This is a genomic window from Mesorhizobium sp. M1406, from assembly GCF_040317555.1.
In the GTDB taxonomy this organism is placed as follows: domain Bacteria; phylum Pseudomonadota; class Alphaproteobacteria; order Rhizobiales; family Rhizobiaceae; genus Mesorhizobium.
In genome coordinates, this window is sequence record NZ_JAMYKW010000080.1 from 1 (window position 1) to 18,419 (window position 18,419).

Genomic DNA, 18,419 nt, shown 5'->3' on the forward strand with positions numbered 1-18,419 from the left:
GGATCGCGGCCTCTACCTGCTCAAGGCCTATGAATATGCGTCATCTCAGAATCAGGCGACCCTCCCGCGAAGCGGGTTCGTGCATCAGGCGCAAAGCGGTCGCTCACGTCGCGCCTTGCGTGAGCCAACTCAGGATCAAAAGTTGGCGTTCAACCGGCGGACACTTTGCACTAAGTGGCCACCGGGCCGGCAAATCCTGGTTGCCTACTCCGCCTCCAGCTTTCCTTTCAGCTGCGCCCGGGCGTCCCGGATCGAAGCGGCATAGGTCACCAGCGGACGCTTGACGCCGTGGTTGAGCAGCATGCGCCGGATCTGCGGCGCGGCACCCGATATGATGAAGCGGACACCGGCGCGCTTGGCCTTGTGCGCGGCGCCCTCGATGACATTGGCCGCCGTCGAATCGAAGAATGGCACGGCCGAGCAGTCGAGGATGAAGTTCTTGCGCTGGTCGGCGATGCGGTCGAGCACGGTGCCGACGGTCGACGCGGCGCCGAAGAAGAAGGCGCCCGAGATGCGGTAGACGACGGTGTCGGCGTCGGTCGCCTCGCTGGAATCGTAGACGCTGGTGCTGTCGGCCTCGTCCTCCCGCACCAGCGGCTGATCGGCCTCGACCGCAATGCTCTTGGCCATGCGGTCGATGAACAGGATCGATCCCAGCACAAAGCCGACGACGATCCCTTCGGTGAGGTCGCGGAAGATGACGAGCAGAAAGGTCGCCATCAGCACCAGCGCGTCGCCGCGAGAAGCGCGCAACAGCGTGGCGAAGGCCTGTTTCTCGAACATGTTCCAGCACACGACCGCCAGCACGCCGGCAAGAGCGGCGAGCGGGATGTAGCTGGCGAGCGGCGCGGCCACCAGCATCAGCGCCAGCAGGATGGCCGAGTGGACCACGCCCGAAATCGGTCCGTGGGCGCCGGCCCGCACATTGGTCGCCGTGCGGGCGATGGTGCCGGTGGCGCAGATGCCGCCGAACAGGGCGGACGCGATGTTGGCAAAGCCTTGCGCCACCAGTTCACAGTTGGAACGATGCCGCCGGCCCGTCATCCCATCGGCGACCACCGCCGACAGCAGCGATTCGATCGCGCCGAGCAGGGCAAAGGCTATGGCATCCGGCAGCACGGCGACCATCCTGTCCAGGCTGATCGGCGGCAAGGCAGGCATCTGCAGACTGCGTGGAATACCGCCAAAGCGGGTGCCGATCGTTTCGGCAGGCAGTGAAAGAAGCGCCACGGCCAGCGATGCCAGCCCGATGGCGATGAGCATGGCGGGCCAAGTCGGCCGCCAGCGCCTCAGGCCGGCTATGGTGACGATGGTCAACACCGCCACGAAGGTCGCCGCGGGGTTGATGGTGTCGGCCGCCTCACCGACCGCGATCAACTTCGGCACCAGCGGTCCCGGCTCCCTGCCGGCAAGCTTCAGCCCGAACAATTCGACGATCTGTCCTGAAAAGATGATGACGGCGATGCCGGCGGTGAAGCCGACCGTCACCGGATAGGGAATGAACTTGATGTAGGTGCCGAGCCGGAGATAGCCGATGGCGAGCAGGAAGACGCCTGCCATCATCGTTGCCAGCAGCAGGCCATCGATACCGACTCGGGCAACCGTCGCGGCCACCAGCACGATGAAGGCACCGGCCGGACCGCCGATCTGGAAGCGGCTGCCGCCGAGCGCCGAAATGATGAATCCGCCAATGATCGAGGTGTAGAGGCCGCGCTCCGGAGTCACGCCCGAGGCGATCGCGATCGCCATCGACAATGGCAGCGCGACGATGGCGACCGTCAGCCCGGCGATGGCGTCGGCCTTGAAGTTTGCGAGCGTGTAGCCCTCGCGCCAGACCGTCACCAGCTTTGGTGTGAACAGTTCGGAAAATGTCGGCTTTGCCGATTTGTGGGCCGACTTGTGGACCGTTTGATGCACCGCCCGCTGCGTCTGATCCATGAACTGCCTTCCGCACCCTGAAGGCGGCGGGATCGTCGGCAGGACTGTCGGCGGTCGCCGTCGCGACTTTATGCCGGCTCAGCCTTGGGATCTGGCGGCACGACAGGCCTGAGGCGCACGCCCCGGCCGCCGCGCTCGCTGGTCTGGTTCTCGCCGATCAACTCCACCCCGGCCTCGTCGAGAGCCTGGATGACCTTCATCAGCGTGTCGACCACGCCCCTGACCACGCCATCGCTCGCCTCCATGCGTTGTATCGTTGGAAGCGAAACGCCGGCACGCTCGGCGAGCGTCTTCTGATCGATGCCGGCCAGCGCCCTTGCGGCGCGCATCTGCGCGGCAGTGATCATCGGCCGGAATCCCCGTCTGAGTCTGCAGAAATAATGTATAATACCATCATTATGATGTTTCAAGCATCAATATGAACGTCTGGGACTTAAGCTTCGTCGCCTGACCAGCCATTTTTTCAGATACTTCCCGAGGGTTGCGAGCTAGGGTGTCCCATCTGGAGTGGGAGGTAACGCGTTGACTGTTTTCAAGACCTTCGTGACAGCGGCAGCCTTGCTGTCCGCGGTTTTCCTGCTAACGGGCTGCGGGCACGGGCTGATCAACCGGCTGATCTAATCTCCAGTCTCGCTGTCGCCGTTCGGGCGCTGCCCGCGCCATCGCTGCCACGCTCGGGCAGTGAGCCAGCACAGCATGGCCCAGACGAAGCCGGCGCACCAGCCGGCCAGCACATCCGACGGCCAGTGCACACCAAGGTAGATGCGGCTGATGCCGACCAGCAGCGTCGTCAGCACCGCCAGCGACAGCACATAGATCTTCGTCGTTCGCCCCGGCAGGAAGCGCGCGGCCAGCGCGCCGAGCGTCAGATAGGTCACCGCCGACAACATGGCGTGGCCGCTCGGAAAGGACAGCGTTGTTTCGTTGACGAGATGCGAGACGAGTTCGGGGCGCGGCCGATCGATCCCGGCTTTCAGGAGGCTCGACAGGACCTGACCACCGGCCACCGCCACGAAGATAAAAAGGGCGGTCGCCGGCCTGCGGATAAGCAAGAGATAAAGGATTACCGCCGTTACGATCAGCACCAGCACGCTGCCGCTGCCCAAGCTGGTGATATCGCGCATCGCCCCTTCCAGCCAGGGCGGGCCGATCGGGCTGTCGGGCTGACCCGCCTTGCGGAAGGCGAGCATGATTTCGGTGTCGAAAGCGTGCGGCGTGGTGGCCCGCGCCACCTCCATCAACTCCTCGAAGCCCCACAGGCCGGCGGCGATGGCAAGGCCGGCCAGCAGCACCGGGAATTCGATCCGGTTAAGCAGTGTGTTCGCGGCGTTCTTCATCGGCAACTCGCCTGTTACAACCGACCTTGCAGATAGGGCCCGAGCGTGATCAGCGCCACCGCGGCGATTGCCAGCATGATGCCGGTCGCCTGCAACGCGTTGACGCGCTCGCCGAAGAAGACGAGTGCCACGGCATTCACCGAGACCAGCTGGATGACCGCCGACAGGCTGAACGACACCGACATGCCGAATTCGCGGATCAGCCGCAGCATGATCAGATTGCCCAAGGAATAGAGCGCCAGCGTCAGCAGGATCTTGCCAAGGCTCGGCGCCAGGCCCCATTGCTTGGCCGCGGTGGCCGCCAGCAGGAAAATGACAGTCGAAAAGCCGAGCTGCAGCAATCCCGAAAAACTCAACGTTTCATCCTCTCTCGAACGGCTTCCGCCGCGTGTGTCGCGGACGTTGTTTCCGAAGCGCGCCGGGACGTCAAGCGACCTCGACCAAACGTAAGGTCTTGGCAACGGCAAGACGGAAGCTCAATGTGCTGAAATCGCCCAACCTATCGATTTGAAGGGCGGTCAGGGGATCATGATTCGTATTTTTCAAAACTTGGCGCGGCGCTGGAGCGAGCTTTCCCTTGCTCTGCAATTCGTCGTTGCCGGCGGCTTTGGCCTGCTCGCGGTCATGCTGGTGGTGGGCGCCTGGGTGACGGGTCAGATCCGGGATGGCGTCATCCGCAATTCGGCCGCCACGACGGCGCTGTATGTCGACAGCGTGATCGCGCCCCTGCTTCCCGATTTGCGCAAGCAGCATGAGCTCAGCGACTCCGTCAAGCAGGCGCTCGACGAGACGCTTGGCCAGGGCGCGCTCGGCAAGCGCCTCGTATCGTTCAAGCTCTGGACCCGCGACGGCACGATTCTCTATGCGAAGGAGACGGCGCAGATCGGCCGCCGCTTCGATCCGAGCGACAACCTGCGTTCCGCCTTCGAGGGCAGTGTCGTCGCCGAATTCAATACGTTCGATGACGATGAAGATGAGGAGAGGGCTTCCGGCCTGCCATTGCTGGAGATCTACAATCCCGTGCGCGAGCCGTGGTCCGGCGAGGTGGTGGCCGTCACCGAATTCTATGAGATCGCCGACGACTTCAAAGCCACGCTGGCTTCCGCTTTGTGGTCAAGCTGGCTGGTCGTGGCCGGCGCGACGCTGGCGGCCTTCCTGCTCCTGTCGGGCATCGTCCTGCGCGGCAGCCGCACCATCGACGATCAGCGCGGGGCGCTGCGCCGCCAGGTGTCGGAGCTGCAGGGTCTGGTGACGCAGAACAGCGCCTTGCGACTGCGCGTGCAGAGGGCGTCCCGTCGCGCCACCGCGCTCAACGAAAGATATTTGCGACGCATCGGCGCCGATCTCCATGACGGTCCGGCGCAACTCGTGGCGCTGGCGGCGCTGCGCATGGATAGTCCGGTGTTTTCCGGCGATGGCCATTCGGGTGAAAGCCGCTCGACCGAGGTCGCGATGATCCGCAAGACACTGGAGGATGCGCTGCGCGAAATACGCGGTATCTGCACCGGCCTGGTCCTGCCGCAGATCGAAACGGCTGCCGCGAGCGACATTCTTCGGCTGGCCGTCAACGAACACCAGCTGCGGACGGGAACGTCCGTGACCCTCACGCTGGCCGGGCAGTTGCCAGAACCTGGCGCCTCGGAGAAGATCAGCATCTATCGGTTCGTGCAGGAAGGGCTGAACAACGCCTATCGCCACGCGCGAGGCAAGGATCAGGCGGTGAGTGCCGGGATGAAGGGTGGCAGGCTTTTCGTTGAAGTATCGGATGCCGGGCCAGGCTTCGATCCCGCACGGGACGAGGGCCTCGGGCTCGCCGGTCTCAGAGAGCGGGTCGAAAGCATTGGCGGCCAGTTTGAAACCTTGACCGGGCCGCACGGCACGCGATTGGTGATCCGTCTATCGGTCGAGGAGCAAGCATGACTGGCGCCATTCGCATCGCCATTATCGACGATCATCCCCTCTTTCGCGAAGGTGTGACGCGCAGCCTGTCGGAGATCGGAGGCTTCGAGGTAGCTGGCGAGGGTGCCACGGCGCAGGATGCCGAACGCATCGCCGCGACGGTGCGGCCCGACATATTGCTGCTCGACATTTCAATGCCGGGCGGCGGTCTGGCCGCGGTCGCAAGCATCCTCGCCGGCCATCCGGCCCAAAAGATCGTCATGCTGACCGTTTCGGAGGCCAATGCCGATGTGACCATGGCCCTGAACGCAGGGGTGTGCGGCTATGTCCTCAAAGGTATCGGATCGCGCGCGCTTGCCGACATCCTGCGCAATGTGGCGGCCGGCGAAAGCTATCTTTCGCCGACGCTGTCGGCCCGACTGCTTTCGGATCTCCAGTCCCAGCAGCCGACCAACGGCATAGCGGACCGGCTGCGGCAACTCACCGAGCGGCAGACGGAAATCCTGCGGCTGGTGGCGGAGGGGCTGAGCAACAAGGAGGTCGCTTTGCGGCTGGAGCTTCAGGAGAAGACCGTCAAGCATCACATGACCGGCGTGCTGTCGAAACTCAATGTGCGAAACCGCACCGAAGCAGCCTTGATGATGCGTGAGGCGCGCGACCGCGACAGGAACCAGTCTTAAGCCGCAAAACGAGGTCACCTCCGCCGGGGGCGGCGGAGGTGACATGCGAAGCCGGCCGTTGCCTGTTGGCTAGCTTCACAAGGTCTTGAGACGGCTGACATCGGCCGGCGTGGCCCGGCGGTCGATGATCGTGCGACCGAATGCATCCTCCATCCTGAAACGACCATTCTCGATCTTTTCCGTTATGCCATCGGGATGCCGGACTGTGATCTTGTTGCCTGTCACGTCGACCTCTTTGACATGGCTCGCGCTATTGTCGTTCTTACCTCTGTTGGCTCCCGACTGGCCGGCATTGCCACTGTTGCCATTCCCGCTGCTGCTGTTGCCGCCATTGCCGCCACCGCTGTTGCCGCCGTTTCCACCGCCGCTGTTGCCACCGCCATTGCCACCCTTTTCTGCCTGTGCGCTGGCGGCGTAAATCCCGGGAACGGAGCCGTCGAAGGCAATCTGATAGGGAGCGATGGTCAACGCCAGCGCAGCCGCGGATTTGAGCGCAAGCCGGCAACAACGGGTCGTGAGCGATCTGTGCATCCTGATCTCCGTCGATTGAGCCCGGCCCGCCCACTCTCAAACGCTGCAGTTGCAACCAACATCGCCGAAAGACGTGGTGCCCGGAAGCGACCTCCGACCGTTGCGGTTGTCTCCTAGGACTTTTGGAAGCGCAAGGTTGGACTAAAGTCCTACACATGTGCTAATAGGTGCCGTATGAACGGCGGCGCGACCGCCGATGGCCATCGGGAAACTGGCTTTCCCGATGCCTGGCGGCGGCAGACGCCGGACATCAAGTCACCTCCGCCGGGGGCGGCGGAGGTGACTTGTGAGGCCGGGCCGCTGCCTGCTGGCCTTGCCTCACAATGCCTGGAGGCGACTGAAATCGCGCGCCGTCGCCGGACGTTCGATGGTCGTGCGGCCGAGGGCATCCTTCATCTCGAAACGATCATTCTCGATCTCTTCCGTGGTGCCATCGGGATGCTCGACCTTGATCTTGTCGCCGTCCACCTCGACCTTGTCGCCAGTGGCCGCATTGACATGATGACCGGCTCCGCCGTTGTCGGATCCGGAATTGTCGGTTCCGCCATGGTCGTTGCCGGCGCCATCGCCGCCGCCGCCGGGCCCGGAATTGCCGCTGTTTCCGCTGGCACTTCCACCGCTTCCACCACCGCTGCCATCATGTCCGCCATCCTTGGCGTGCGCGGCCGCGGCAACGATGCCAGAAGCGGAGTCATGGAAGGCGGGTTGATAGGGGGCGACGGCCAGCGCCAACGCCGATGTCGCTCTCAGAGTCAGCCAGCGATAGCGGGTGGGGATCGATCCGCGCATCCCGGTCTTCCTCTTCATCAGGCCGATGCCGAAATTGGCAAGCGGCCGACCATTGCCGGCATAGCGGCTTTGGCATAGGGGGCCTACGACCGATGCCGCGCCAACAGGGACCTTTGCTTGGTCCGATCAGGGACCTTGGTCCTCGCATTGCGCCGTTGCGAAAGGGTCGGCTGCCGAGGTCGTGGAACGCGGTTGAAAGCGGCCTGAGCTGTCACGAAAATGTGATCGATCGGATATAAGGGGTTAAACAGGCAACACGCTCCAGCCATCCCCAAAGCCAGAGGCAAGCCCCAGATGACCGAACATCGCTCTCCCGACGCCCGATTCCGCACCAGCCTGCTCGAGGAAAACGACGGCCCGGCAACCAACCCCACCGACAACCGCACCATGGGCGAGATCATCGCCGCGCGGTTCTCGCGCCGTGGCTTCCTCAAGGGCTCGCTGGCCGTCTCGGCTATCGCCGCCACCGTCAGCCCACTGGCGCTGGTCAGCGCCGACGAGGCCCGGGCTGCGGAAGGCTCGGCCTTCGCGTTCGACGAGTTGGAGGCCGGCATCGACGACAAGCACCATGTCGCGCCCGGCTACGACGCCGATGTGCTGTTGCGCTGGGGCGATCCGCTGTTTGCCGATTCGCCGGAGTTCGACCCGGCGAAACAGTCGGCGCAGGCTCAGGCGAAGCAGTTCGGCTACAACAACGACTATGTCGGCTACATCGCGATCGACGGTTCGGCCGAACATGGCCTGCTGGTCGTCAACCACGAATACACCAACCCGCATCTCATGTTCCCGGGCATCGTCAAGATCGTCGAAAAGGACGGCAAGAAGTCGGCCGAAGTCGCACCGCTCTCGAAGGAGCAGGTCGATGTCGAGATGGCAGCCCATGGCGGCACCATCGTCGAGATCCGCAAGGTCTCGGGCAAATGGCAGGTGGTGCGCGACGGAAAGCTCAACCGCCGCATCACCTCCAACACCGAAATGGCGCTGTCCGGTCCCGTCGCCGGCCACGACCGCGTCAAGACCAATGCCGACCCGTCCGGCGCCAAGGTTTTCGGCACGCTCAACAATTGCGCCGGCGGCGTCACGCCCTGGGGCAGCTATGTGATGGCCGAGGAGAACATCCACGGCTATTTCTCCGGCGACCTGCCGGAGGGCCACAAGGAGGCCGCCAACTACAAGCGCCTGGGCATTCCCGAAGGCGCCTATGAATGGGCCGCGCATTACGATCGTTTCGATCTCGCCAAGGAGCCCAACGAGGCCAACCGCTTCGGCTGGATCGTCGAGGTCGATGTCAACGACCCCACCTCGACGCCGAGGAAGCGCACCGCCATGGGCCGCTTCAAGCACGAGGGCGCCGAATCGATCGTCGCCAAGGACGGCCGCGTCGTCTTCTATCTCGGCGACGACGAGCGCTTCGATTATGTCTACAAATTCGTCACCAAGGCGGCGTTCAATCCGAACGACCATGCCGCCAACAAGGACCTTCTCGACGACGGCACGCTGCATGTCGCCAGGTTCGCCGACGACGGTTCGGTCGAATGGCTGCCGATCGTCTTCGGCCGGGGGCCGCTGACGACCGAAAACGGCTTTGCCAGCCAGGCCGACGTGCTGATCGAAACTCGCCGTGCCGCCGACCTGCTCGGCGCCACCAAGATGGACCGCCCCGAAGACATCCAGCCCAATGCCGTCAACGGCAAGGTCTATGTCATGCTGACCAACAATTCGAAGCGCAAGGCAGACCAGGTCGATGCCGCCAACCCGCGCGCCGAAAACGCCTTCGGCCACATCATCGAGATATCGGAGGATGGCGGCGATTTCGCCGCTGCCAAGGGCAAGTGGGAAGTGCTGCTGAAATGCGGCGATCCCACCGTGGCCGATGTCGGCGCCACCTTCTCGACGGCGACGACGGCCAATGGCTGGTTCGGCATGCCCGACAATTGCGCGGTCGATTCGGCCGGTCGCCTGTGGGTGGCCACCGACGGCCAGGGCCCGAAAGCCACCGGCCGCACCGACGGCCTGTGGGCGGTGGACACCGAAGGGTCGGCGCGGGCGACCTCGAAACTGTTCTTCCGCGTGCCGATCGGCGCCGAAATGTGCGGTCCGCTGTTCGCACCGGACGATCAGACCGCCTTCGTCGCCGTCCAGCATCCGGGCGATGGCGGCGAGGACTGGGAGCCGTTCGGCCGCCCATCCTACTACGAGGACCTGTCGACGCGCTGGCCCGACTTCAAGCCCGACATGCCGGTGCGGCCAGCGGTGGTCGCCATCACCAAACAGGGTGGCGGCAAGATCGCGGTCTGATGTCAGGCACCCGTTCGCACCTCAACGGACCGGCGGAAGCGCGCGAGAACTGGCGCTCACCCTGCTCGCGACGCACAATACCGGAATGGTCGCGGATGACACGCTAGTGGAGGTCGTGGGTTCCGGCGGCTCGAGCCGAAATCAGCGTGAGGCACCGGACGAGGCGCCAGCGGAACCTGCAATCCGTTTGGCGATCGCCTTGGCCAGGATGCCGGCATTGGCGAAACAGCCGCGAATGCTTGGCCGCATGCCGGTAAACCACAGGCCGGGGAATTTCGGATCGGATTGGCCGCCATTGAAGAGCGGAACGCCCTTGCCGTCGAGCACGCCGAGCTTGCCGACCATGGGCTCCAGCCCGGTGCGATAGCCTGTCGCCGCAATGACGATGTCGGGATAGACCAGACTGCCATTGGCCAGTATCACGCCGTCGCGGGTGAATTCCCGTATGGCTGGCACCACGGTAATCTTGCCCGATTTGATGGCGCTGACCGCGCCGTCGTCGGCGGCGATCGCGGTATAGTCAGAGGTCAACCGGCTGGCGCCGCCCGAGGGCGCTGGCGGCAGGCCGAATTTGGTCAAGTCGCCGAAAACCAGGCGCTGCGTTGCCGCCATCACCATATCGGCGATCCACAACGGCAAGCGCGCCATGAGCGGCGAAAGCCTGTGTACTGCGACCTTGCCGACCCGCTTGGGCAGCAAAGCGGGGCCGTTGCGAGCCGACAGCCAGATGGCTGCCGTGTCTATGCCGGCCAGATGATTGAGCGCGTCGAAACCCGAATTGCCGGCGCCTACGACCAGCACTTTTTGGCCTACATAGCCCTGCGCGTCGCCGAAATCCGCCGAATGGATGATGCGGCCGGCGAAATCCTTCATGCCTTTCCATTCGGGAATGAACGGCAGCCTGTCGCGGCCAGTGGCGATGACGACATTGCGGGCAAGGCGCGGTCCGGCGCTGGTCCGCAGCGCCCAATGATCGCCCTTGAAGGTGATCTCTTCGACAGCGACGCCAAACTGCACCGGCAGCCGGTTCTCCCCACTGAAATCATTCATGTGGCGGATGACGGCCGTCCTTTGCGGAAAGGCAGGCGTGCCGGGGGGATAGGCAAGGCCGGGCAGCGAAGAAAGATCGCGGTGGGTGTTGAGATGCAACTGCTGATGCCGCCGATGCCAGGGCTCGGCCAGCCGGCTTTCCTTTTCCAGAATTGCCGTCGGCACGCCGGCGTTCATCAAGGCATGCGCCGCGACCAGCCCGGCAACACCAGCGCCGACGACGATTGCCGGCTCGACCGTTATCGGCAGGTCCGCAACCGATCGGATTGTCGTATCAGTCATTCACCCTCGAATCCCCATTCGACCATTGCAGCAAGCTCGCAGGGTGCTGTAACCGTTTGATCCCGCGCGGGATCCATACAGCAAACCGCCGCCGATTTTCCAGCCATACGATTTTCGAGCCATCCATTGGGCCGCGATTGCGCTCTGTATGGCATATGCGCGATATCAGCGGTAATCAGGTCGCGGCAATGTGATTGATTCGAGGCCTTGGGGGCTGGTCTCTGTCATCCCCACGCGCATGCCCGGAGTCAGGGTTCGGTTTTCAAGGTCATGCGCAGAATCAAAGTGTTACAGCACCTTTGCGCGTCTTGAACGCGCGGTGCTATGGCGGCACGCGGAATCTCGACCATGCCCTCCTTGCGGATCTATTTCGACAAAATCCTAGAGGGCGCCGCGCCCAAGGTGGCGCGGCAGGAGCTGACGCATGTCGAGCGCCTGGCGCTGGTTCGCCGCCATGGTGACTTCTCGCTCGCCTATTCCAGCGCCGTTCAGAACAAGCTTTCCTATTTCGGTGACGCCGACGGCTACATCGCCTTCGGCACCAAGATGAAGCATCATTTCGCGCTCGGCGACCCGGTGGCGGCTCCAATGCTGCGGTCCGACTACATCAGACGCTTCGTCGAGACCGGCGGAAGCCCGTGGTTCGTGCAGATCGGCGAGGAGACCGCGCGCGTGCTGGCCGGGCTCGGCTACAAGGTCAATCGGCTCGGCATCGATACCCGCCTCACCCTGCCCGATCATGATTTTTCCGGAAAGCGCAACGAGACCGTGCGCTACTCCGAGCGCTGGCTGTTGAAGAAGGGCTTCTCGTTCGAAGAGGACAAGCGTACGATCCACCTCGACGAGATCGCCCGGCTCTCCGACAACTGGCGCGGCGACCGCATCGTCAAGCGTAGGGAAATGGGCTTTCTCAACCGCCCGTTCGCCGACCATCTCGGCATCGATATGCGCCGTTTCGTCCTGCATGGCCCCAATGGCGAGTTGGTCGCCTTGCTCGACTTCGACCCGTTGTATCGCGACGGCAAGGTCATCGGCTACACCACCGCCTTCAAGCGCAAGCATATCGATGCCTCGCCGCATGCCGAGATCGGCCTGACCAAATTCGCCGTCGACCGTTTTCGCGAGCAAGGCATCTCGGTGGTGACGCTCGGCCTGTCGCCGCTCGTCGATATCGGTCCGAGCGGATTTCCCGAAAGCGATTTCTGGCGTAACACCTTCCAGCGCGCCTACGATTCTGCCTGGGTCAACCGCCGCAGGTTCAACCTGCAAGGCCAGGCGGCGTTCAAGCGCCGCTTCCACGGTGTCGAGGAGCCGGTCTACATCGCCTTCCGCAAGGGGACGTATGTCGAGATGCTGGGGTTGCTGCGGCTCGTCAAGGCGATCTAGACCTGGCTGCGGCTCAGGCACTTTCGCCGCTCAGTTCCTCAGCCGGTAACCGGTCCTGAAGATCCAGGCGACGATCGTTATGCAGATGGCCAGGAAGACGACCGTCATGCCTAGGCTGATGCCGACCGAGACGTCGGACTTGCCGTAAAAGCTCCAGCGGAAGCCGCTGATCAAATAGACGACCGGATTGAACAGTGTCACCGTGCGCCAGATGCCGGGCAGCATGTTGATCGAATAGAAGCTGCCGCCGAGGAAGGTCAGCGGCGTGATGATCAGCAGCGGCACCAGCTGCAACTGCTCGAAACTCTTTGCCCAGATGCCGATGATGAAGCCGAACAGGCTGAAGGTCACCGCCGTCAGCACCAGGAAGGCGACCATCCAGAACGGGTGCAGGATGGTAAGCGGCACGAACAGCGACGCTGTCGCCAGGATGATCAGGCCGAGGATGATCGACTTGGTCGCGGCACCGCCGACATAGGCGATGACGATCTCCAGATAGGAGACCGGCGCCGACAGCAATTCGTAGATCGAGCCGACGAATTTCGGGAAGTAGATGGCAAAGGAGGCGTTGGAGATCGACTGCGTCAAGAGCGACAGCATGATGAGGCCCGGCACGATGAAGGCGCCGTAGCTGATGCCGTCGATCTCGGTGATGCGCGAGCCGATGGCCGAGCCGAAGACGACGAAATACAGCGATGTCGAGATGACCGGCGAGACGATGCTTTGCAGCACGGTGCGGAAGGCACGCGCCATTTCCATCCGGTAGATCGCCCATACCGCGCGTAGATTCATGGCCGGGCGCAGGTTCATGGCTCTCTCCTCACCAGATTGACGAAGATCTCCTCGAGCGAGCTGTTTTGCGTGTCGATGTCGCGGAACTGGATGCCGTCGGCCTCGAGGTCGCGGATGAGCGAGGCGACGCCCGGCCGCTCGGCCTGGTTGTCATAGGTGTAGGTCAGCTGCCCGCCATCGGCCGACAGCTCCAGCGCGTAGCTCGAGAACGCCTCCGGAATTGCGGGCAGCGGATTGCGCAGTTCAAGCACCAGCCGCTTGCGGCCGAGCTTGCGCATCAGTTCGGCCTTGTTCTCGACGAGGACGATCTCGCCGCGGTTGATGACGCCGACGCGGTCGGCCATCGCCTCGGCTTCCTCGATGTAGTGCGTGGTGAGGATGATGGTGACGCCGTCCTCGCGCAGCCGGCGCACCATCGCCCACATGTCCTGGCGCAGCTCGACATCGACGCCGGCGGTCGGCTCGTCGAGGAACAGGACGCGCGGCTCATGCGACAGCGCCTTGGCAATCATCAGCCGGCGCTTCATGCCGCCCGACAGGGTGATCGCCTTGGCGTCCTTCTTGTCCCACAGCGACAGGTCGCGCAGCACCTTCTCGACGAAGGCCGGGTTGGCCGGCTTGCCGAACAGGCCACGGCTATAGTTGACCGTCGCCCAGACGCTCTCGAAGGCGTCGATAGTCAGTTCCTGCGGCACCAGCCCGATCAGGCTGCGCGCGGCGCGATAGTCCCTGTTGATGTCGTGACCGTCGACGGTGACGGTGCCCGACGAGCGGTTGACGATGCCGCAAACGATCGAGATCAGCGTCGTCTTGCCGGCGCCGTTGGGCCCAAGCAGCGCAAAGATCTCACCGCGCTGGATGTCGAGATTGACCTCCTTGAGCGCGGTAAAGCCGGTGGCGTAGGTCTTGGAGACCCCGGAAATGGACAGGATGGAAGGCATGGCTGAAAACGGCTGCTTGAAAGAGGTCCCTTGATATAGGCCGAATGTCGCTGTGCGCAACCGGAAGTCAATGCCGCTGCCGCCAGTTCTCGACAATGATTGCAGGGTCACGGGCGCTCAGGCCGAGCACGCGCCACGCCTGCGTCATGTTGGCGGGGCGCTGCGGCGTTCCGCCTCGCGGCGGGACGCCGCTTTGACCACGCCCGGCTTGCGCCCTATTCTTCAATCATTAGAAGCAGCCGGAGCCCACCATGGACCCGCTCATCCTGTCGCGCATGCAATTCGGCGCCAATATCTCGTTCCACATCCTGTTTCCGACGATCACCATTGCGCTTGGCTGGGTGCTGCTGTTCTTCAAGCTGCGCTACAACGCGACAGGCGATTCCGCCTGGATACGTGCGTATTTCACTTGGGTGAAGGTGTTCGCGCTGTCCTTCGCCATGGGTGTGGTTACCGGCGTCACCATGAGCTTCCAGTTCGGCACCAACTGGCCGGGCTATATGAAAACGGTCGGCAACATCGCCGGGCCGCTGCTGGCCTACGAGATCCTCACCGCTTTCTTCCTCGAGGCGGCCTTCCTCGGCATCATGCTGTTCGGCTTCCGCCGCGTCTCCAACCGCATCCACACGCTGGCGACGGTGCTGGTGGCTGGCGGCACCACCGTCTCGGCCTTCTGGATCATCGCGCTCAATTCCTGGATGCAGACGCCGGCCGGGTTTGAGATCCGCGACGGCGTGGCACACGCCGTCGACTGGTGGGCGATCCTCTTCAACCCGTCGATGCCCTACCGGCTCACCCACATGCTGCTCGCCTCCGGCCTGACGGTGTCGTTCCTGATTGCCGGCCTGTCGGCGCTGCGCTATCTCAACGGCGACCGCTCGGAATCGATGTGGAAGGCGCTGCGCACCGGCGTCTTCACCGCGGCTATCCTGATCCCGATCCAGATCTTCGCCGGCGACCAGCACGGGCTGAACACGCTGGAGCACCAGCCGCAGAAGATCGCCGCCATGGAGGCCAACTGGAACACCGGTCCCAACGTGCCGCTGGTGCTCTTCGCGCTGCCCGACGAGGCGGCCAAGGAAAACAGGTTCGAGATCGCCATTCCCGACGGGGCCAGCGTGGTGCTGCGGCACTCGACCAGCGGCGTGGTGCCGGGGCTGAACGACTATCCCGGCAACCATCCGCCGGTCTTCCCGGTGTTCTGGGGCTTCCGCATCATGGTCGGCACCGGCATCCTGATGCTCCTCGTCTCGTGGTCGGCCGCCTTCTTCCTCAAGCGCCGGCACAGGCTGCCGAAGCCGCTCGCTTTGCTGATGGTGCCGATGGCGCTGTCGGGCTGGCTGGCGACGCTGGCCGGCTGGTACACGACCGAGATCGGCCGTCAGCCCTGGCTGGTGACCGGCGTGCTGAAGACCGCCGACGCGGTCGGCCCGGTGGCCGGCAGCCATGTCGCGCTGACGCTCGCGATCTACCTTGTTCTCTATGTGCTTTTGCTGATCGCTTTTCTCGGCGTGCTGGTGCACCTGGCGCTGAAGGCGGCGAAGGATGGCGATAACTCGCCGCTGCCGGGCGTGCTCAACGCGCCGATGTCGCAGCCGGCCGCGGGGGAGTGATTTCCGAACCGAAGATCAGCTTAGCGTCCGATTCGCGGAGATATCATGCCAGAACAGACGGATAGACGATCGCCTCGGCCCGATTTGGCACTCCATCCCAGCGCCGGCGCCGCCCCTCACCTGCCTGCCGGCATCCTCTCCCCCTGTAGTGACGGGGAGAGGGACGCTGTCATCGGCGGTTTCGCCGACAACCAGCGCTGCAGAATAGGCGCCGAAGTTGCGGCCGGCCCCCTTCTCCCCGTCGTTATACGGGGAGAAGTGCCCGGCAGGGCGATGAGGGGCGGCTCCCGACTTTCATCCAATCGCGTGGCGATTGAACAGCTCCGGCGAGTGAGGAGAAGAAAATGACCTTTGACTGGCCAACCGCGCTCCCCCTCATCTTCGCCGGCCTGATGGGCCTCGCCATCCTGATCTACGTCATCCTCGACGGTTTCGACCTCGGCATCGGCATTCTCTTCGCCGCGGCGCAAGATGCCGAACAGGACACGATGATTGCCGCGATCGGCCCGTTCTGGGATGCCAACGAGACCTGGCTGGTGCTGGCCGTCGGCCTGCTGCTGGTCGCCTTCCCGCTGGCGCACGGTGTCATCCTGACCGCGCTCTACATTCCGGTGTTCGTGCTTCTGGTCGGGCTGATCCTGCGCGGCGTCGCCTTCGATTTCCGCGCCAAGGTGCCGACCGAGCGCAAGCACCGCTGGAACCGTATTTTCTTCCTGGGTTCCGTCATCGCTTCGCTGGCGCAGGGCTATATGCTGGGCGTCTACGTGCTCGGCCTCGATGTCGGCCTCGGCGGCATGGCGTTCGGCGTGCTGGTGGCGTTCTGCCTTGCCGCGGCCTACGCGGCGATGGGCGCCGCCTGGGTGATCTACAAGACCGAGGGCGAGCTGCAGAAGAAGGCGGTGCGCTGGCTGCGCACGACGCTGGTGCTGACCGCGCTCGGCATGGTCGCCATCTCGCTGGCAACGCCGCTTGCCAGCCCGCGCATCTTCGACAAATGGTTCGTCTGGCCCTCGATGCTCTATCTGTCGCCGCTGCCGATCCTGTCGGCGCTGCTGTTTCTGTGGCTGTGGCGGCAAACCTTCCATCTGCCGAAGCCCGACGACCGCCATTCGCTGTCGCCGTTCCTGACACTGGCCGCCATCTTCGCGCTCGGCTTTGCCGGGCTTGCCTGGTCGTTCTATCCGTTCGTGGTGCCGGATCGCCTGACCATCTGGCAAGCGGCCTCGGCACCGGAAAGCCTGGCCATCATCCTGGCCGGCACCGTCGTCGTGCTGCCGGTCATCATCTTCTATTCGTTCTACGCCTACCGGGTGTTCGGCGGGAAGGCGACGGATCTAACGTATGATTGAAGGTGTGATCTCCCCCTCAAGGGGGGAGATCATGCGCCTCAATTGCTCGCCGACAGCACCAGCACCGGCTTTTCGCTGTACAGCGTCGGGAACAGCGCCTTCAGGTTCGCCACCTTGGGCAGGTCGTTATAGACGATGTAGGGATAGGTCGGGTTCAGCGTCAGGAAATCCTGATGATAGTTCTCCGCCGGATAGAAGGTCTTGCCGATTTCCACCGTGGTGACGATCGGCTCCGGGAACACCTTGGCCTGGTCGAGCTGGGCGATGTAGCTCTGCGCGATCTTCTTTTGCGCGTCGTTTTCGGCAAAGATCGTCGAGCGGTACTGCGTGCCCGAGTCCGGCCCCTGGTAATTCAGCTGGGTCGGGTTGTGAGCGACCGAGAAATAGACCTGCAGCAGCTGGCCATAGGTCACCTCGGACGGATCGTAGGTGATCTCGACGGATTCGGCGTGTCCGGTGCGGCCCGAGCCGACGGTCTCGTAGACGGCGGTGTCCTTGTCGCCGCCGGTGTAGCCGGAGATTGCCTTGGTCACGCCCTTGACGTGCTGGAACACGCCCTGCACGCCCCAGAAGCAGCCGCCGGCGAAAATCGCCTTCTGACTGCCGCCCGCCGCCTTTTCGTCCAAAGCCGGCGGCGGGATCTTCACCGCGTCCTCGGCAGAAACCGCCGGCGTCAGCCAGAAGGCAGCGCCCGCGGCGGCCAGCGCCAGCGCGGCGAGGGCGCCTTTGATGTATCCGAACGAACGGTTTGGTGTCTTGATGTCGGTCATGGTTGCACTCCTCATGGCTTCCATTGGGATCAGTCTGTTGGATCAGGAACGGCGGCGCGATGCGTGAGTTGCGGCGGAACCTCACATTCGCGTGCGCCGGATGGGCGAAATCTTACCCGTCGGCGCTGCCCCTCACTGTCCTGCCGGACATCTCTCCCCGTAAACGGGGAGAGAGCGGCTGGCCGCGACGCTGGCGTTTTTTCCTGCAACGTCGACGATTGGCGAAACCATCGAAGAGCGCCCCCTCTCCCCGTCACTACGGGGAGAGGATGCCGGCAGGCAGGTGAGGGGCAGCGCCAAGGGCGGCCAGTGTTGATAACGGCTGAGACGCGGCAGAACTAGTTTGCCGGCTTCATGGCATCGGTTGCCGGCTTCATTGCGTCAGCCGCCGGCTTCATGGCATCGGCGGCGGGTTTCATCGAATTAGTGGCCATCGCGTCGGTCACTGGCTTCATGGCATTGGCGACTGGCTTCATCGCATTGGCCGCGTCGTCGGCGCGGGCGGCGGCAACCAGCGCCGTCGAGCACAAAGCGAGAGCGAGCGCCGGCAGCGTCAGGCGGGACAGAATGGTCATGGTGGTCTCCTCGGGGGTTGGTCGTTGAAGGCGCGCCCTCTTGGCGGCCGTGCTATGCGGCGCCGCGCGTGCGGCGTTTGCGCAATCTCTTGTTGAAGCGTGATCTAGAGCGGGATGAAATGAGACTGAATCGGCGGGGATTCCCTTCGGCGTGCAAATCTGATTCAACCTTCTTGCTGGGCAAGGAGG

Annotated in this window: 17 protein-coding genes; 6 read left to right on the top strand and 11 right to left on the bottom strand. The window is 63.8% G+C overall.

Annotated elements, in window-relative coordinates:
• Positions 1 to 204: 204 nt before the first annotated feature.
• From NKH03_RS31290 to NKH03_RS31305, 4 genes are all read right to left on the bottom strand, one after another.
• Positions 205 to 1,938 (bottom strand): SulP family inorganic anion transporter, encoded by a 1,734-nt coding sequence (locus NKH03_RS31290; protein WP_352972722.1) that lies wholly within the window; start codon positions 1,936 to 1,938, stop codon positions 205 to 207.
• A 68-nt stretch (positions 1,939 to 2,006) separates the two neighbouring features.
• Positions 2,007 to 2,285 (bottom strand): helix-turn-helix domain-containing protein, encoded by a 279-nt coding sequence (locus NKH03_RS31295; RefSeq protein WP_352872434.1) that lies wholly within the window; start codon positions 2,283 to 2,285, stop codon positions 2,007 to 2,009.
• 270 nt (positions 2,286 to 2,555) lie between these two features.
• Complete coding sequence (locus tag NKH03_RS31300) at positions 2,556 to 3,275, bottom strand: phosphatase PAP2 family protein (protein WP_352972724.1); 720 nt, start codon at positions 3,273 to 3,275, stop codon at positions 2,556 to 2,558.
• 14 nt (positions 3,276 to 3,289) lie between these two features.
• Positions 3,290 to 3,631 carry a hypothetical protein gene (locus NKH03_RS31305; RefSeq protein WP_352872436.1) on the bottom strand — a complete coding sequence of 114 codons (342 nt, stop codon included), beginning with the start codon at positions 3,629 to 3,631 and terminating at the stop codon, positions 3,290 to 3,292.
• Positions 3,632 to 3,803: 172 nt separating this feature from the next.
• Here NKH03_RS31305 and NKH03_RS31310 point away from each other — a divergent pair, with 172 nt between their 5' ends.
• Positions 3,804 to 5,195, top strand: coding sequence for a sensor histidine kinase (locus NKH03_RS31310; RefSeq protein WP_352880405.1), 1,392 nt, complete (start codon positions 3,804 to 3,806; stop codon positions 5,193 to 5,195).
• Complete coding sequence (locus NKH03_RS31315) at positions 5,192 to 5,854, top strand: LuxR C-terminal-related transcriptional regulator (protein WP_352872440.1); 663 nt, start codon at positions 5,192 to 5,194, stop codon at positions 5,852 to 5,854. The genes NKH03_RS31310 and NKH03_RS31315 overlap by 4 nt, the downstream gene beginning before the upstream one ends.
• Positions 5,855 to 5,929: 75 nt before the next feature.
• Here NKH03_RS31315 and NKH03_RS31320 read toward each other — a convergent pair whose 3' ends face one another.
• Positions 5,930 to 6,385, bottom strand: a complete 456-nt coding sequence (locus NKH03_RS31320; protein WP_352972726.1) for a hypothetical protein — start codon at positions 6,383 to 6,385, stop codon at positions 5,930 to 5,932.
• A gap of 318 nt (positions 6,386 to 6,703) precedes the next feature.
• Positions 6,704 to 7,174, bottom strand: a complete 471-nt coding sequence (locus NKH03_RS31325; protein WP_352972728.1) for a hypothetical protein — start codon at positions 7,172 to 7,174, stop codon at positions 6,704 to 6,706.
• 294 nt (positions 7,175 to 7,468) lie between these two features.
• On the opposite strand from NKH03_RS31325, the gene NKH03_RS31330 reads away from it, so the two are divergent.
• Positions 7,469 to 9,472, top strand: a complete 2,004-nt coding sequence (locus NKH03_RS31330) for a PhoX family protein (RefSeq protein ID WP_352972731.1) — start codon at positions 7,469 to 7,471, stop codon at positions 9,470 to 9,472.
• A 141-nt stretch (positions 9,473 to 9,613) separates the two neighbouring features.
• Here NKH03_RS31330 and NKH03_RS31335 read toward each other — a convergent pair whose 3' ends face one another.
• Positions 9,614 to 10,804: a flavin-containing monooxygenase gene (locus NKH03_RS31335; protein ID WP_352972733.1), complete on the bottom strand. Its 1,191-nt coding sequence runs from the start codon at positions 10,802 to 10,804 to the stop codon at positions 9,614 to 9,616.
• 348 nt (positions 10,805 to 11,152) lie between these two features.
• Here NKH03_RS31335 and NKH03_RS31340 point away from each other — a divergent pair, with 348 nt between their 5' ends.
• Positions 11,153 to 12,190 (top strand): phosphatidylglycerol lysyltransferase domain-containing protein, encoded by a 1,038-nt coding sequence (locus NKH03_RS31340; protein WP_352972735.1) that lies wholly within the window; start codon positions 11,153 to 11,155, stop codon positions 12,188 to 12,190.
• A gap of 30 nt (positions 12,191 to 12,220) precedes the next feature.
• On the opposite strand, the gene NKH03_RS31345 is transcribed toward NKH03_RS31340, so the two are convergent.
• On the bottom strand, positions 12,221 to 12,982 hold the full coding sequence (locus NKH03_RS31345; RefSeq protein WP_352872455.1) for an ABC transporter permease: 762 nt from the start codon (positions 12,980 to 12,982) through the stop codon (positions 12,221 to 12,223).
• A gap of 14 nt (positions 12,983 to 12,996) precedes the next feature.
• Positions 12,997 to 13,923, bottom strand: a complete 927-nt coding sequence (locus NKH03_RS31350; RefSeq protein ID WP_352972738.1) for an ABC transporter ATP-binding protein — start codon at positions 13,921 to 13,923, stop codon at positions 12,997 to 12,999.
• 251 nt (positions 13,924 to 14,174) lie between these two features.
• On the opposite strand from NKH03_RS31350, the gene NKH03_RS31355 reads away from it, so the two are divergent.
• Together NKH03_RS31355 and NKH03_RS31360 are read left to right on the top strand one after the other, a co-directional pair.
• Positions 14,175 to 15,536 (top strand): cytochrome ubiquinol oxidase subunit I, encoded by a 1,362-nt coding sequence (locus NKH03_RS31355; RefSeq protein WP_352972740.1) that lies wholly within the window; start codon positions 14,175 to 14,177, stop codon positions 15,534 to 15,536.
• A gap of 344 nt (positions 15,537 to 15,880) precedes the next feature.
• Complete coding sequence (locus NKH03_RS31360; RefSeq protein ID WP_352972742.1) at positions 15,881 to 16,885, top strand: cytochrome d ubiquinol oxidase subunit II; 1,005 nt, start codon at positions 15,881 to 15,883, stop codon at positions 16,883 to 16,885.
• Positions 16,886 to 16,923: 38 nt separating this feature from the next.
• Here NKH03_RS31360 and msrA read toward each other — a convergent pair whose 3' ends face one another.
• Both msrA and NKH03_RS31370 read right to left on the bottom strand, forming a co-directional pair.
• Positions 16,924 to 17,655 (bottom strand): peptide-methionine (S)-S-oxide reductase MsrA, encoded by a 732-nt coding sequence (gene msrA / locus NKH03_RS31365; protein WP_352972744.1) that lies wholly within the window; start codon positions 17,653 to 17,655, stop codon positions 16,924 to 16,926.
• Between the two features lie 338 nt (positions 17,656 to 17,993).
• Positions 17,994 to 18,230 carry a hypothetical protein gene (locus NKH03_RS31370; protein ID WP_352972746.1) on the bottom strand — a complete coding sequence of 79 codons (237 nt, stop codon included), beginning with the start codon at positions 18,228 to 18,230 and terminating at the stop codon, positions 17,994 to 17,996.
• Positions 18,231 to 18,419 lie beyond the last annotated feature (189 nt).